Source organism: Streptomyces djakartensis (assembly GCF_014651075.1).
Taxonomy (GTDB): Bacteria; Actinomycetota; Actinomycetes; order Streptomycetales; family Streptomycetaceae; genus Streptomyces; species Streptomyces djakartensis.
Genome location: NZ_BMWE01000004.1, coordinates 41684 through 56045 on the forward strand (window position 1 = coordinate 41684; position 14362 = coordinate 56045).

The 14362-nt window shown below is 71.6% G+C and carries 13 protein-coding genes; 11 read left to right on the plus strand and 2 right to left on the minus strand.

The features are described from left to right. The first annotated feature begins 84 nt into the window (after positions 1-84). The 8 genes from IE212_RS08085 (at position 85) to holA (ending at position 8656) form a co-directional block, all read left to right on the plus strand. Complete coding sequence (locus tag IE212_RS08085; RefSeq protein WP_190197035.1) at positions 85-819, plus strand: hypothetical protein; 735 nt, start codon at positions 85-87, stop codon at positions 817-819. A gap of 72 nt (positions 820-891) precedes the next feature. Next, complete coding sequence (locus IE212_RS08090; RefSeq protein ID WP_190197036.1) at positions 892-1737, plus strand: DegV family protein; 846 nt, start codon at positions 892-894, stop codon at positions 1735-1737. Positions 1738-1857: 120 nt separating this feature from the next. Beyond that, a complete protein-coding gene (locus IE212_RS08095) occupies positions 1858-2943 on the plus strand; it encodes a ComEA family DNA-binding protein (RefSeq protein ID WP_190197037.1) in 1086 nt (361 codons plus the stop codon). Then, positions 2940-5498 (plus strand): ComEC/Rec2 family competence protein, encoded by a 2559-nt coding sequence (locus tag IE212_RS08100; RefSeq protein WP_190197038.1) that lies wholly within the window; start codon positions 2940-2942, stop codon positions 5496-5498. Before IE212_RS08095 ends, IE212_RS08100 begins: the two co-directional genes overlap by 4 nt. Next, on the plus strand, positions 5479-6321 hold the full coding sequence (locus IE212_RS08105; protein ID WP_190197039.1) for an arylamine N-acetyltransferase family protein: 843 nt from the start codon (positions 5479-5481) through the stop codon (positions 6319-6321). The genes IE212_RS08100 and IE212_RS08105 overlap by 20 nt, the downstream gene beginning before the upstream one ends. Positions 6322-6461: 140 nt before the next feature. Further along, complete coding sequence (locus IE212_RS08110) at positions 6462-7346, plus strand: YceI family protein (protein ID WP_190197040.1); 885 nt, start codon at positions 6462-6464, stop codon at positions 7344-7346. A 38-nt stretch (positions 7347-7384) separates the two neighbouring features. Beyond that, positions 7385-7630: a hypothetical protein gene (locus IE212_RS08115; protein WP_190197041.1), complete on the plus strand. Its 246-nt coding sequence runs from the start codon at positions 7385-7387 to the stop codon at positions 7628-7630. Between the two features lie 36 nt (positions 7631-7666). Then, complete coding sequence (gene holA, locus IE212_RS08120; protein ID WP_190197042.1) at positions 7667-8656, plus strand: DNA polymerase III subunit delta; 990 nt, start codon at positions 7667-7669, stop codon at positions 8654-8656. A gap of 20 nt (positions 8657-8676) precedes the next feature. Here holA and IE212_RS08125 read toward each other — a convergent pair whose 3' ends face one another. Next, positions 8677-9102, minus strand: a complete 426-nt coding sequence (locus IE212_RS08125) for a VOC family protein (protein WP_190197043.1) — start codon at positions 9100-9102, stop codon at positions 8677-8679. Between the two features lie 87 nt (positions 9103-9189). Here IE212_RS08125 and IE212_RS08130 point away from each other — a divergent pair, with 87 nt between their 5' ends. Beyond that, on the plus strand, positions 9190-9585 hold the full coding sequence (locus tag IE212_RS08130; RefSeq protein ID WP_190197044.1) for a nuclear transport factor 2 family protein: 396 nt from the start codon (positions 9190-9192) through the stop codon (positions 9583-9585). Positions 9586-9777: 192 nt separating this feature from the next. On the opposite strand, the gene rpsT is transcribed toward IE212_RS08130, so the two are convergent. Further along, complete coding sequence (rpsT, locus tag IE212_RS08135) at positions 9778-10044, minus strand: 30S ribosomal protein S20 (RefSeq protein WP_010042013.1); 267 nt, start codon at positions 10042-10044, stop codon at positions 9778-9780. Positions 10045-10289: 245 nt separating this feature from the next. Between rpsT and lepA the strand changes: the two genes are divergently transcribed. Next, entirely contained in the window at positions 10290-12164 is a 1875-nt protein-coding gene (lepA, locus tag IE212_RS08140) for a translation elongation factor 4 (RefSeq protein WP_190197045.1), read from the plus strand. A 264-nt stretch (positions 12165-12428) separates the two neighbouring features. Then, positions 12429-14303, plus strand: a complete 1875-nt coding sequence (locus IE212_RS08145; protein WP_190197046.1) for an AMP-dependent synthetase/ligase — start codon at positions 12429-12431, stop codon at positions 14301-14303. The last annotated feature ends 59 nt before the right edge of the window (positions 14304-14362 follow it).

The following is a 14362-nucleotide window of genomic DNA, read 5'->3' on the forward strand; positions in this document are numbered from 1 at the left end:
GTTTTTCTGGAACTCCGGGCCTGCCTGTTGCGTTTACCGTGGAGAGTGACGTGAGGTGGGCCGGGACGCCCTGAGGAGGAGCCCGTGGAAGCAGTGATCGCAGTGTTCGCCCTGCTCGTCGTCCTCTTCGTGGTGCTCGGCGCCTACGCCACGGTGAAGGTCGTCGGTGCCGCGAAGCGCAGCGCCGACCGCCACATCACGCAGGCGCGCCGCACGGTCGAGGACCACACCCTGAGGGCCAAGGCCTTCGCCCAGCCCGGCGCCGCGGGCGAACTCGCCCAGCTCCGGCTGAAACTGCGCACCTCCATGCGTGCCACCCAGGACGCGCTGCACGCGGCCGTCGCCGAGGACGAGTCCCTGAGGGAGTCCGTCGGCCTCTTCGAACGGCTCAGCGTGCGCGGACACGAGCTGGACGACGAGCTGAAGCGCCTGGAGTCCGAGCCGAACCGGGCGGCACTGTCCGAGCGGCTGCCCGAGCTGCGGCAACGCACCGAGCGCATCACGGAGTCGGCGGACGCGCTGCGCTGGGCGGCCCGCGACCGCGCCCGCCGCTTCGCCCAGGACGACCTGGACACGCTCAGCACCCAGATCGACGTGGAGGCCGGCGCGCTGCGGCACTGGACGACGACGGACTCGGAGACGGTCTCGCCGTCATGGCCCGAGGCCCCCGCCGCCGGTGCCGCCACGGCCGGGCAGACCTGGCCGGAGACCGCGCGGTCCGGCCAGGCGCAGGAGCCGGCCCGGCCCGCCATCACCCCGCCGGGGCCGCGTCCCACCTACCCGTGGCAGAAGAAGCCCCGCCCCGAGAGCACCACTTGATCGGCCACTCGCGGCACGGGGGAGCCGGGGCCGGGCTGCCACATGAGCGCTACGGCAGGTAACCTCCAGCACATGTCCCGCCATGTCGCGATCGTCACCGATTCAACGGCCTACCTGCCGGCCCGGACGATGGAGCGCCACGGCATCACCGCGGTACCTCTGACCGTGGTCCTCGGCGACCGGGCGCTGGAGGAGGGCACCGAGATCTCGACCCGCGCGCTCGCCCAGGCTTTGCAGAAGCGGCGCCCGGTGACGACCTCGCGGCCCAGTCCCGCGGTCTTCGAGGAGACGTACCGCAAGGTCGCCGAGTCCGGTGCCACCGGCATCGTCTCCCTCCATCTCTCCGCCGAGCTCTCCGGCACCTATGACGCGGCCGTGGTGGCCGCGCGGCGGTCTCCGGTGCCGGTACGGGTGGTGGACACCGGCGTGATCGCGATGGCGCTCGGCTTCTGCGCGCTCGCCGCGGCGGAGACGGCTCAGGCGGGCGCAACGGTGGACGAGGCCGTCTCCGCAGCCGAGAAGCGGGCCGCGGGCACGTCCGCCTACTTCTACGTCGACACCCTCGACTACCTGCGGCGGGGCGGCCGCATCGGTGCCGCGCAGGCCCTGCTGGGATCGGCGCTCGCGGTGAAGCCGCTGCTGCAACTGGCCGACGGCCGTATCGAACCGCTGGAGAAGGTGCGGACCGCGTCGAAGGCCATCGCCCGGCTCGAGGAGATCGCGGCCGACCGCGCGGGCGGCGCCCAGGTCGACGTCGCGGTCCACCATCTCGCCGCCCCGGACCGGGCGTCGGCCCTCGCCGACCGGTTGCGGAGGCGGGTGTCAGGGCTGGCCGACCTGCATGTCAGCGAGGTCGGTGCGGTGATCGGGGCGCATACGGGACCCGGGTTGCTGGGCGTGGTGGTTTCACTGAGGTGAACGGGCCGCCGCGGGCACCGCTCACCCGTGTGGGTGGGCGGGTTGTCCACAAGTGGAGCGCTGTCCCCGGGAATTGACCAAGATCATCGCGAGTGGGCCGATGTGGCCGATCCTCGTCGCATGGCACTTCGATCACGTTCACGCACAGCGACCGCGACCAGCGGCCCGGGCCGTGGACCGGCGTCCGACGGCCGCGTCCGGCACCGCCGCCACCGGCCCGCCGCACGGGGCCGGCCACGACACCGTCATGACTCGGCGGAGGAACTCCGCCGGCGCGCACAGGTACTGCTCGGTGAGCCCGCCGAACGGGCCGGGGAGCGGCGGGAGTCGGGCCATGGCCCGCCCGGCGGTGCGCGGCACGCCGACGGGACCGGGCCCCTCACCGCCGAGGCCGGGGCGGAGGACCTGGTGGACGCCGCGGCCGACCGCCGGGACGGGCCCGTCGCCGAGGGCGTGTGGCGGGGGCGGGCCGGGCTCGCACTGCGGGAGCGGATGCCGCTGTGGCTGCAGGCGAGATGCGGCCTGGAGCGGCGGAGCGTGCTCGCGCTGACCGTGGTGCTCTTCGTCGCAGCGGCGTTCGCCGTGCAGCACTTCTGGGCCGGGCGCACCCAGTCCGTGCGCCCACCCGAGGTGGTGCGAGCGGCGGCACCGTACGGGGAGGACCAGGGGCGGGCCGCTCGGACGGGGGAGGAAGGGGGGCCGGGGGCGCCCGCCGGGGCGGCGAAGGCGGCGGGTGCGGCAGCGGCGGCCGAGATCGTGGTGGACGTGGGCGGCAAGGTCCGGCAACCCGGGGTCCACCGGCTTCCGGCCGGCTCCCGTGTCACGGACGCCCTGCGCGCGGCGGGCGGAGTGAAGCCCGGCACGAACACGGACGGCCTCAACCGCGCCCGTTTTCTCGTGGACGGCGAGCAGGTGATCGTCGGGGGACCGGCTCCCGCCGCGGGCACGGGAGCGGGCGGTACGTCTCCCGGGGGCGCGGCCGGCGGCGGGGCGGCGGGCGGCGCCGCTCCGGCCGCGCCGGTCTCCCTCAACACGGCCACCGCCGACCAGCTCGACACCCTGCCCGGCGTCGGCCCGGTGCTCGCGCAGCACATCATCGACTACCGCACACAGAACGGCGGATTCCGTTCCGTGGACGAGCTGCGCGAGGTGAACGGCATCGGCGACCGCCGCTTCGCCGACCTGCGGAATCTCGTGCGGCCATGAGCAGCGTCCCTGACCACGCTCCCGCCCGGTCAGCCGTACATGCCTCCTCGGGCAAGCGGCTCGGCGCCGCCCGCCCACGACAGGAGGGCCCCACGGACCTGCGGCTGGTCCCACCGGCCCTGGCCGCGTGGGGCACGGCAGCGCTGGTGCTGGACGCGTCCCCGGGATGGGCCGTGGGCATCGTGGCCGGATGCCTCGTCGCGGCCGGCCTGCTGCCGCCGGCCCGGCGGGCAGGGCGGGCGTCCTGGCCACGGGCGTCGGCCGCCGCAGTGCTGCTGTGCGTCTCCTGCGCCGCCGCTTCGGCAGGGCTGCACGGGGCGGATCTGCGGCGGGGGCCCGTGCCCGGCCTGGCGCGCCAGTACGCGACCGTGACCGCCGAGGTCGAGCTCACCGCCGACCCCAGGCTCACCCGGCCCAGGGTCCGGGGCGCTCACGTCGCTCCCACCGCCGTACTGATCGACGCCGAGGTGCGGCGCGTCCACGACAACGCAGGCGCGACGGTGCGGACGCGGACGCCCGTACTGATGATCGTCGGCGTGGGCCGGTCCGGGCGGGGCGGCGGGGACGGGCGGCCTGCCGCCGGCGAGACCGCGCGGTCGCCGTGGCTCGGGCTGCTGCCGTCGACGCGGCTGCGGGTCACCGGGCGCCTGGCGCCCACGGCGACGGGCGGCGACCGGGCCGCGGCCGTGCTGCGGGTGACGGGGGAGGCCGGGCCGCAGGTCGTGGGGGAGCCGTCGGACGCACAGCGGCTCGCCGGGCGGTTGCGGGCCGGGCTGCGTGAGGCGACCGACCCTCTGCCGGCGGACGCCAGGGCACTGCTGCCGGGGCTGGTCGTGGGGGACACCTCGCGGATCACACCGGAACTGGAGGAGGCCTTCCAGGAGACCGACCTCACCCACACGCTCGCCGTGTCCGGGGCGAACTTCACGATCCTGCTCGCCCTGCTGCTCGGGCCGCCGGGCCTGGCACAGCACGCCGAGCGGCGTGGCCTCGCACCTCGGCTCGGTATCTCCCTGCGGGCGACCGCGGTGCTCGGCGGTGTGCTCTCGCTCGGCTTCGTCGTCGTGTGCAGACCGGATCCGAGCGTGCTGCGGGCCGCGGCCTGCGGCGCCGTGGCGCTGCTCGCCCTCGCGACCGGCCGCCGCAGGTCACTGATCCCGGCGCTGGCGACGGCGGTCCTGCTGCTGGTGCTGTACGACCCGTGGCTGTCGCGCAGCTACGGGTTCCTGCTCTCCGTGGTGGCCACCGGTGCCCTGCTCACCCTCGCACCGCGCTGGAGCGCGGGGCTCCGGCGGCACGGGGTGCCGGCACGGCTCGCCGAGGCGCTGGGTGCGGCTGCCGCCGCGCAGGCCCTGTGCGCGCCGATCGTCGCCGTGCTGTCGGCGCGGGTGAGCCTGGTGGCGGTGCCGTGCAACCTGATCGCGGAGCTGGCCATCGCGCCGGCCACAGTGCTGGGTTTCGCGGCGCTGGCCGCGGCACCGGTCGGGATGCCGGTGGCCCAGTCGCTGGCGTGGTGCGCGCACTGGCCCGCCGAGTGGATCGCCACGGTCGCCCGCACGGGGGCGGCCCTGCCGGGCGCGGGAGTGGACTGGCCGGGCGGTTGGGCGGGTGCGGCGCTGCTCGCGGCCGTGACCCTGATCGTGCTGCTCGTGGGACGGCGTCTGCTCCGGCACCCCTGGTGGTGCGGGGTGTGCGGCCTGCTGCTGGCGCTGGCCGTGGTGCAGCCGCCACCGCTGACCCGGGTGATCACGGGCTGGCCGCCGCCGGGCTGGCGGCTGGTGATGTGCGACGTGGGACAGGGGGACGCCATGGTGCTCGCGGCGGGCGAGGGCGCCGGTGTGGTGGTGGACGCGGGCCCCGATCCGCACCTCGTCGACCACTGCCTGCGCTCGCTCGGCATCACCAGGGTTCCGCTGGTGGTGCTCACCCACTTCCACGCCGATCACGTGGCGGGGCTGCCCGGTGTGCTGCGCGGACGGGCCGTGGGCGGCATCGAGACGACCGGCTTCGAAGAGCCGGCCGACCAGGCGGCGTTCGTCCGGAGACTGGCGGCGGCCCGGCGGGTCCCCGTGACCCGGGCCGCCGCCGGGGACCGGTGGCGCACGGCGGACCTGTCCTGGCAGGTGGTGTGGCCGCGGGTGCTCCCCGCCCACCCGGAGCCGGACGGGCCGAACGACGCCAGTGTCGCCATGCTGGTCCGGTCGGCCGGACTGCGTCTGCTGCTCCTCGGCGACCTCGAACCCCCGGCCCAGCGGGCGCTGGCCCGGTCGCCGGCGGCAGCGGCGATGGACAGGGTGGACGTGCTGAAGGTGGCCCACCACGGGTCGGCCTACCAGGACCCCGGCCTGATACGCCGGGCGGCTCCACGGCTGGCGCTCATCTCCTGCGGTGAGGACAACACGTACGGACACCCGGCGCCCGGCACGGTCGCCGCGCTGCGCGCCGGAGGCGCCGCGGTGCTGCGGACGGACCGGGACGGCGCGCTGGCGGTCGGGGGAGAGGGCGCAGAGCTGAGGGTGGCGCGAAACTGGGGGCATGGACTCAGCACAGGTTGACGCCTATCTCCGCCGTCTGGGAGCCGAGCACCCGGCGTGGCCCACTGTCGACGCGCTGCGCGAGCTGCAACTGCGCCATCTGCGGACCGTGCCGTTCGAGAACCTCTCCATCCATCTCGGTGAGGAGATCGTGCTGGAGGAGAAGCGGCTGCTGGACAAGGTGGTGGGCGCGCGGCGGGGTGGGTTCTGTTACGAACTCAACGGTTCCTTCGGTGCGTTGCTCGCCGCGCTGGGATACGACGTGATGCTGCTCGCGGGGCGGGTGTACGGGGACGGGCAGCGGCTCGGGATCCCGTACGACCATCTCGCGCTGCGGGTGCGGACGGTGGACGGAGGCGACTGGCTCGTCGACGTCGGGTTCGGGGCGAACAGCCACCTGCCGCTGGCGTTCGGGGACCGGGGAGAACAGGAGGACCGTGCGGGCACGTTCCGGATCGTCGAGGCGCGGCCGGACGCGGCCGGGGTGCGCGGCGGGCACTCCACCGTGGAGGCGGCGGACCTGGACGTGTTCCGGGACGGCAGACCGCAGTACCGCCTGGAGGTACGGCCGCGGGTGCTGGGCGATTTCACGGCCGGCGCGTGGTGGCACAGCACGTCGCCGGTGTCGCACTTCACGCGGTCGCTGGTCTGTTCGCGGATCACCGAGGACGGAGGGAGGATCACGCTCAGCGGCCGCACGTTCACGGTCACCGGAGCCGACGGGACACGGGAGGTGCGGGAGCTGGAGGCGGACGAGGAGGTGCTCGGGGTGTACCGGGAGCGGTTCGGCATCGAGCTCGGCAGCGTGCCGACCGTCCGGGGCGCGGATCGGGATTTCTCGTAACCACTCGTACGCAGACCCATCACATGTACTGGATTCCCGTGATGTGGTCTCGTCTTGCCTCGAAAGCCTCATCGATGGTCGAATGCGTCCTCGACGAACAGTGATCAAGCGCCGACTTCTAGTTCGCACGAGGTGTCCATATGATCGCTCGCTGGCTGAGGAGAACCCGGACGAACCGGGTGCAACTGACGAGCCCTCTGGCGGCGGTGCCGACCCCGCCCAGCGCCGGGGTGCTGAGCTGCCGGGTACTCGACCCGGTCAACGAGCCGGTCAGGTACGCGGAGTTCGCGGTCACCGACACCATGGGGCGTCCGGTGGTCAGCGGCGGTACGGATCCGTACGGGTCGTTCGTGACGACGGTGCCGGCGGGGGAGTATCGGCTCGCGGTGCAGGCGGAGGGGTACACCCCCTACCGGGTTACCACGCAGGTCACCGAGAACACGCTCGCGTCGCTCGGTGACGTGACCCTCCAGCTGGCCCGGCCGGCGGAGCTGCCCGGGCCCGGCGACTGGGAGATGGAACCGGCGCACTCCTCGATCGGCTTCACCGCGCGGCACATCGGAATGGCCCGGATCCACGGGCAGTTCAAGTCGTTCGCGGGAGTCGTACGGCTCGCCGATCCGGTGGAGCGCTCGGCCATGCACGTGGTGATCGACGCGGCGTCCATCGACACCAACATGCGGATGCGCGACGATCACCTGCGGTCGGCGGACTTCCTGGACGTCGAGAGGTTCCCGACCATCGAGTTCTACAGCGACCGGTTCGTGCACAAGGGCGGGAACCGGTGGGCCGTGACGGGCGCGCTGTCGCTGCACGGTGTGACGCGGACGGTCACCCTGGACACGGAGTACCTGGGGCTCGGCAACGGCATGGAGGGCGAGGTGCGGGCGGCCTGCCGGGCCACCACCGAACTGCACCGGGACGACTTCACCGTGAGCTGGCAGACCATGCTGGCGCGGGGGATCGCGGTGGTGGGGCCGAGCATCAACGTCGAACTCGACGTACAGGTCGTCCGCAGGGGCTGAGCGGCCGGGCCGCGGCGCGGTGTCGGAGAATGTCCGGCGTGAGTGATGTGCGACATGTGCTGGTGCTGCCCGACAGGGATGCCGCGGAAGAGGTGGTGGAGGCGCTCCCGGAGCGGTTCGGAGTCGTCGAGGAGCCGCAGCTGGTGCGGGACGCGCTGGCCGGTGAGGACGACGCCGAGGACGCTCAGTGGCTGGTCGTGCTGAGGGACGAGGCGGGGCGGCTGGACCCCGCGGAGCTGGACCGGTTCGCCGGCGAGTGGGAGGGCTGGCGGGAAGAACCGTAGGCCTCGTTGTCAGTGGCGCGTGGGATGCTTGTCGCGATGGCCAGGAAGACTGCGAACGACGACCCTCTCGCCCCGGTGACACTCGCCGTGGGCCAGGAGGACCTGCTGCTCGACCGCGCCGTGCAGGAGGTGGTGGCCGCGGCGAGGGCCGCCGACGCCGACACGGACGTACGGGACCTGACCCCGGATCAGCTCCAGCCGGGCACGCTCGCCGAGCTGACGAGCCCGTCGCTCTTCGCGGAGCGCAAGGTCGTCGTCGTACGCAGCGCGCAGGATCTGTCGGCCGACACGATCAAGGACGTGAAGGCGTATCTCGGGACGCCCGCCGAGGAGATCACCCTGGTGCTGCTGCACGCCGGCGGGGCCAAGGGGAAGGGGCTGCTCGACGCGGCGCGCAAGGCGGGGGCGCGCGAGGTGGCCTGCCCGAAGATGACGAAGCCGGCGGACCGGCTGGCGTTCGTGCGGGGCGAGTTCCGGACGGCGGGCAGGTCCGCCACGCCGGAGGCGTGCCAGACGCTCGTCGACGCGATCGGCAGCGACCTGCGCGAGCTCGCGTCCGCGGTCTCCCAGCTGTGCGCGGACGTCGAGGGCACGATCGACGAGGCCGTCGTCGGGCGCTACTACACGGGCCGGGCCGAGGCGTCGAGCTTCACGGTCGCCGACCGGGCGGTCGAGGGGCGGGCGGCGGAGGCGCTGGAGGCGCTGCGCTGGTCGCTGGCGACCGGCGTGGCGCCGGTGTTGATCACGAGCGCGCTGGCGCAGGGCGTCCGGGCGATCGGGAAGCTGTCGTCGGCGCGCGGGGGCCGTCCGGCGGACCTCGCCCGGGAGCTGGGCATGCCGCCGTGGAAGATCGACCGGGTGCGGCAGCAGATGCGGGGCTGGACTCCGGACGGGGTGGCCGTGGCCCTGCGGGCGGTGGCCGAGGCGGACGCGGGCGTGAAGGGCGGCGGGGACGACCCCGAGTACGCGCTGGAGAAGGCAGTGGTCACCATCGCGCGGGCGGCGCGGTCCAGGGGCCGGGGCTGACGCCTCCCTGCCACGGAACCTCAAGTGACAGGCTCCCCGATCCCCAGCAGATTCCCCTCGCTGTCGTGGAACCAGCCGCCGCGTTCGCCCCGCGCCCCCTTGCTCGGGTAGTTCCCCTCGACCTCGGCGATCCCGTCCCTTGTGCGCAGGCCGGGCACATCGACCTCCTCGAACACGACACCGCGCCGCTTGAGCTCCGCGACGGCCTTCTCGATGTCGTCGACCTCGAAGGCCATCTGGGTGAAGGTGCCGGGAGAGGCCCCGGTCGACCGGAACAGCACGAACTCCGCATCCCCGCACCGGTACAGCAGCCCCCCGGGCCGCTCGTCGGCGGGTTCCAGGCCGAGCTTCTCGGAGTAGAAGCGGCGCGCCCGGTCCAGGTCCTGAGCGGGGAGCCGGGTCGCCACGCGGACCCCGGCCAGCACGTCTGCGTCGTCAGCGTCCATGTCTCCACTGTGCCGCGAGGACCGGTCGGAGGGAGAATCGGGAGTGTCAGCCGTACGTCGCCAAGGGACGGAGAGGTGGCGAGGGGCATGGCTGAGCACCCGCACGCAGCACTGGTACGCAAGGGCTTCGACGCCTTCTCGCGCGGTGACATGGACACCTTGCGTGAGCTGATCTCGGCGGACGCCACACACCACGTGCCGGGAGATCACCCGTTGTCGGGTGACTTCAAGGGCGTGGACGCGATCATCGAGATGTACCAGCGGATCGGCACGGAGACCAACGGGACGGCGCGCGCCGAGCTCATCGGCGTCTGTGTCGACGGCCGTGGTCACGCGGTCGGGATGACCCGCTTCACCGCCGAGCGCGACGGCAAGCGCCTCGACGACACCGGCTGCATCATCTTCCGGATCGTCGGGGACAAGGTCACCGATCTCGACGAGTGCGTCGAGGACATCGACGAGAGCAACGCGTTCTGGTCCTGAACAGGAACAGGAACAGGAACAGGCCGAAGGCCGGGTGCCCTCCCATGGGGAACAGGAGAGCACCCGGCCTTCGGTTCAAGCTGCTGGATCCACGCCCGCGTGGCGAACGCAGGCCGCGCGTGGATCCGGGGGTGCCGGACGGGAGCGGATGAGAGAGGGCCCGCTCGAGTCCCTCCGGCGTCACATCAAACGTCAGCCCTTGAGCGCGGCGACCTTCTGAGCCAGCGCCGACTTCTTGTTGGCAGCCTGGTTCTTGTGGATGACGCCCTTCGAGACGGCCTTGTCGAGCTGACGCGCGGCAGCGCGCTGGTACTCGGTGGCCTTCTCGACGTCACCCGCGGCAGCGGCCTCACGGGCCTTGCGGATCGCGGTCTTGAGGGAGGACTTGACGGCCTTGTTGCGCAGCCGCGCCTTCTCGTTGGTCTTGATCCGCTTGATCTGGGACTTGATGTTCGCCACGAATGAGCCTTCTCAGGTTCTGGCCCGGGGCCGCACGAGGCCGCACGGTTCCGGTACCGGGTGATTTCTTGAAGACGTGCCTCCTGCGAGAGGGCATGAGGCACAGCCACCCAGGCTACCAGCGGCCCCATCCCCGGCCCAAACCCGTCCGTGGTCCCCGCCCGTGGGACGATGGAGGCTACGTATCGATCCGATCCGACCCGAGACCGCAGACACTGCGGACGCCTCAAGAATCAGGACCCTGCGTGCCCGCGACCCCTAGCCATGTGCCCGAGCCGAGCCGTACCGACCCGGCTCTGATCCGCAACTTCTGCATCATCGCGCACATCGACCACGGCAAGTCCACGCTCGCCGACCGGATGCTCCAGCTGACCGGAGTGGTCGAGCAGCGGCAGATGCGCGCTCAGTACCTCGACCGCATGGACATCGAGCGCGAGCGCGGCATCACGATCAAGTCCCAGGCCGTGCGTCTGCCGTGGGCCCCGACCCAGGGCCCCGACCAGGGCAGTACGCACATCCTCAACATGATCGACACCCCGGGACACGTCGACTTCACCTACGAGGTCTCGCGGTCGCTCGCCGCCTGCGAGGGCACGATCCTCCTCGTCGACGCCGCCCAGGGCATCGAGGCCCAGACCCTCGCCAACCTCTACCTGGCGATGGAGAACGACCTCACGATCATCCCCGTGCTCAACAAGATCGACCTGCCGGCCGCGCAGCCCGAGAAGTTCGCCGACGAGCTGGCCCACCTCATCGGGTGCGACCCCGACGACGTGCTCAAGGTCTCCGCCAAGACCGGGCTCGGCGTCGAGGCGCTGCTGGACAAGGTGGTCGAGCAGGTCCCGGCCCCGGTCGGCGTGAAGGACGCCCCCGCGCGTGCCATGATCTTCGACTCCGTCTACGACTCCTACCGGGGTGTGGTGACGTACGTCCGCGTCATCGACGGCCAGCTCAACAAGCGCGAGCGGATCCGGATGATGTCCACCGGTGCCACGCACGAGCTGCTGGAGATCGGGACCAACTCGCCGGAGATGCTGTCGGCCGACGGCCTCGGCGTCGGCGAGGTGGGCTATCTGATCACCGGTGTGAAGGACGTCCGCCAGTCCAAGGTCGGTGACACCGTCACCAGCCAGCAGAAGGGTGCCGAGGAGCCGCTGGGCGGCTACAAGGACCCCAAGCCCATGGTGTTCTCCGGCCTGTATCCGCTGGACGGCTCCGACTACCCGGAGCTGCGCGAGGCCCTCGACAAGCTGCAGCTCAACGACGCGGCGCTGGTCTACGAGCCGGAGACCTCCGCCGCCCTCGGCTTCGGTTTCCGCGTCGGCTTCCTCGGCCTGCTGCACCTGGACGTGATCCGTGAGCGGCTGGAGCGCGAGTTCGGCCTCGACCTGATCGCGACCGCCCCGAACGTGGTCTACCGGGTCCTGATGGAGGACGGCAGCGAGCACACGGTCACCAACCCGAGCGAGTTCCCCGAGGGCAAGATCTCGGAGGTCTACGAGCCGGTCGTGCGGGCCACGATCCTCGCGCCCAGCGAGTTCATCGGCTCGATCATGGAGCTGTGCCAGACCCGGCGCGGCACCCTGCTCGGCATGGACTACCTGTCCGAGGAGCGGGTCGAGATCCGCTACACCCTCCCGCTCGCCGAGATCGTCTTCGACTTCTTCGACCAGCTGAAGTCCAAGACCCGCGGCTACGCCTCGCTCGACTACGAGCCGACCGGCGAGCAGACCTCCAGCCTGGTCAAGGTCGACATCCTGCTGCACGGCGACAAGGTGGACGCCTTCTCGGCGATCACCCACAAGGACCAGGCGTACGCGTACGGTGTGCGGCTCGTCGCCAAGCTCAAGGAGCTGATCCCGAGGCAGGCCTTCGAGGTGCCCGTCCAGGCGGCCATCGGCTCCCGGGTCATCGCCCGCGAGACCATCCGCGCCATCCGCAAGGACGTCCTCGCCAAGTGCTACGGCGGTGACATCTCCCGTAAGCGGAAGCTGCTGGAGAAGCAGAAGGAGGGCAAGAAGCGGATGAAGATGGTGGGTTCCGTGGAAGTTCCGCAGGAGGCGTTCATCGCCGTCCTGTCCAGTGATGACAGCGCGGGGTCGGGCAAGGGCAAGAAGTAATCACTGATTACCGAGGGTTACAGCCCAAATCGGGTACATCAGGGGCTCACTGCACCAAAGTGCGGTGGGCCCCTGTGCGTACGCGGGGTAGCTCTCTGTACGAAATGACAGGCCGCGGCCTCTTACGCACGGGCCGGCCGGCCTTTACTCTGATCCCTGCTCGATAGTTACTCACGAGTTAAACAACGGGTTGCGACCAGCGGCTCGTGAGTACAAACCAGCCGCACCTGAGCCAGCCGCACTGTCGCGGGCCCGGAGGATGTCGTGAGCGACACACAGACACTGATCGAGAACCGTCCGCCGTCCGTGGCGGGCCTCTTCCTGGAGCGTGTGGCGGCCACGCCGGACGCCGAGGCGTACCGCTATCCGGTGCCCGCGGCCTCCGGGCAGGGCCCGGACGACTGGAAGTCGCTGACCTGGGCGCAGTCCGCCGAACGGGTCTACGCCATCGCGGCGGGCCTCATCGAGCTGGGTGTACAGCCCGAGCAGCGTGTCGCCCTCGCCTCCAGCACCCGGATCGAGTGGATCCTCGCCGACCTCGGCATCATGTGCGCCGGCGCGGCCACGACCACGGTCTATCCGCAGACCAACGCCGACGAGTCGGCGTACATCCTGTCGGACTCCGAGAGCCGGGTGCTCATCGCGGAGAACGCCGAGCAGCTGGCCAAGGCCAAGGAGAAGCACGCCGAGCTGCCCGACCTCACCCATGTGGTGGTCGTCGACGGGGCCGGTGTCGAGACCGCCGACTGGATCCTCACCCTCGACGAGCTGGAGAAGCGCGGCGCGGCCCGGCTGGAGAAGGACCCGGACCTGATCAAGGAGCGGGTCGGCGCGATCACCAAGGACCAGCTCGCCACCCTCATCTACACGTCGGGCACCACCGGCCGCCCCAAGGGCGTGCGTCTCCCGCACGACAACTGGTCGTACATGGCGAAGGCGATCGCCGCGACCGGGCTGGTCAGCGGCGAGGACGTGCAGTACCTGTGGCTGCCCCTCGCGCACGTCTTCGGCAAGGTGCTCACCTCGGGCCAGATCGAGGTCGGGCACGTCACCGCCGTGGACGGCCGGGTCGACAAGATCATCGAGAACCTGCCGGTGGTGCGGCCGACGTACATGGCGGCCGTGCCGCGCATCTTCGAGAAGGTCTACAACGGCGTGGCCGCGAAGGCCCGTGCCGGCGGCGGGGCCAAGTACAAGATCTTCCAGTGGGCGGCCGGGGTCGCCCGGGAGTACGCCAAGGTCGCGCAGGACAACTACCGGCGTACCGGAATCATGTCCGTGCCGTTCGGGCTGGGCGCGAAGCACAAGGTCGCCGACGCGCTGGTGTACGCGAAGATCCGGGAGGCGTTCGGGGGGAACCTGCGGGCGTGTGTCTCCGGCTCGGCGGCGCTGGCACCCGAGATCGGGTACTTCTTCTCCGGCGCCGGCATCCACATCCTCGAGGGGTACGGTCTGACCGAGTCCTCGGCGGCCTCGTTCGTGAACCCCGGCGAGGCCTACCGCACCGGCACGGTCGGCAAGCCGCTGCCCGGCACGGAGGTGCGGATCGCCGACGACGGGGAGATCCTGCTGCGGGGCCCGGGGATCATGGAGGGCTACCACAAGCTGCCCGAGAAGACCGCGGAGGTGCTGGAGCCGGACGGCTGGTTCCACACCGGGGACATCGGGGAGCTGTCGCCCGACGGGTACCTGCGGATCACCGACCGGAAGAAGGACCTCATCAAGCCCTCGGGCGGCAAGTACATCGCGCCGGCGGAGGTCGAGGGGCAGTTCAAGGCCGTCTGCCCGTACGTGTCCAACATCCTGGTGCACGGAGCCGACCGGAACTTCTGCACGGCGCTGATCGCGCTCGACGAGGTGGCGATCACCGAGTGGGCCAAGGAGAACGGGCTGGCGGGGAAGTCGTACGCGGAGATCGTCGCCTCGCCGGTGACGGTGGAGATGGTCGACGGGTATGTGAAGCAGCTCAATCAGGGGCTCCAGCGGTGGCAGACGATCAAGAAGTTCCGGCTGCTGCCGAGGGATCTCGACGTGGAGCACGGGGAGATCACGCCGAGTCTGAAGCTGAAGCGGCCCGTTGTGGAGCGGGAGTACAAGCATCTGATCGATGAGATGTACGACGGCTCTCGCGAGGCGTAGGGGCCGCGGGGTCGCGGGGCGGCTGCGGGCCCGCTGTGGCTGGCCGCGCAGTTCCCCGC

Excerpts from the sequence above, each read along its gene's own strand:
- IE212_RS08105 (WP_190197039.1), top strand. The coding sequence starts at position 5,479 with ATGGACTCAGCACAGGTTGACGCCTATCTCCGCCGTCTGGGAGCCGAG.
- IE212_RS08090 (WP_190197036.1), top strand. The coding sequence starts at position 892 with ATGTCCCGCCATGTCGCGATCGTCACCGATTCAACGGCCTACCTGCCG.
- IE212_RS08130 (WP_190197044.1), top strand. The coding sequence starts at position 9,190 with ATGGCTGAGCACCCGCACGCAGCACTGGTACGCAAGGGCTTCGACGCC.
- IE212_RS08100 (WP_190197038.1), top strand. The coding sequence starts at position 2,940 with ATGAGCAGCGTCCCTGACCACGCTCCCGCCCGGTCAGCCGTACATGCC.
- IE212_RS08095 (WP_190197037.1), top strand. The coding sequence starts at position 1,858 with ATGGCACTTCGATCACGTTCACGCACAGCGACCGCGACCAGCGGCCCG.
- IE212_RS08125 (WP_190197043.1), bottom strand. The coding sequence starts at position 9,102 with ATGGACGCTGACGACGCAGACGTGCTGGCCGGGGTCCGCGTGGCGACC.
- IE212_RS08110 (WP_190197040.1), top strand. The coding sequence starts at position 6,462 with ATGATCGCTCGCTGGCTGAGGAGAACCCGGACGAACCGGGTGCAACTG.
- holA (WP_190197042.1), top strand. The coding sequence starts at position 7,667 with ATGGCCAGGAAGACTGCGAACGACGACCCTCTCGCCCCGGTGACACTC.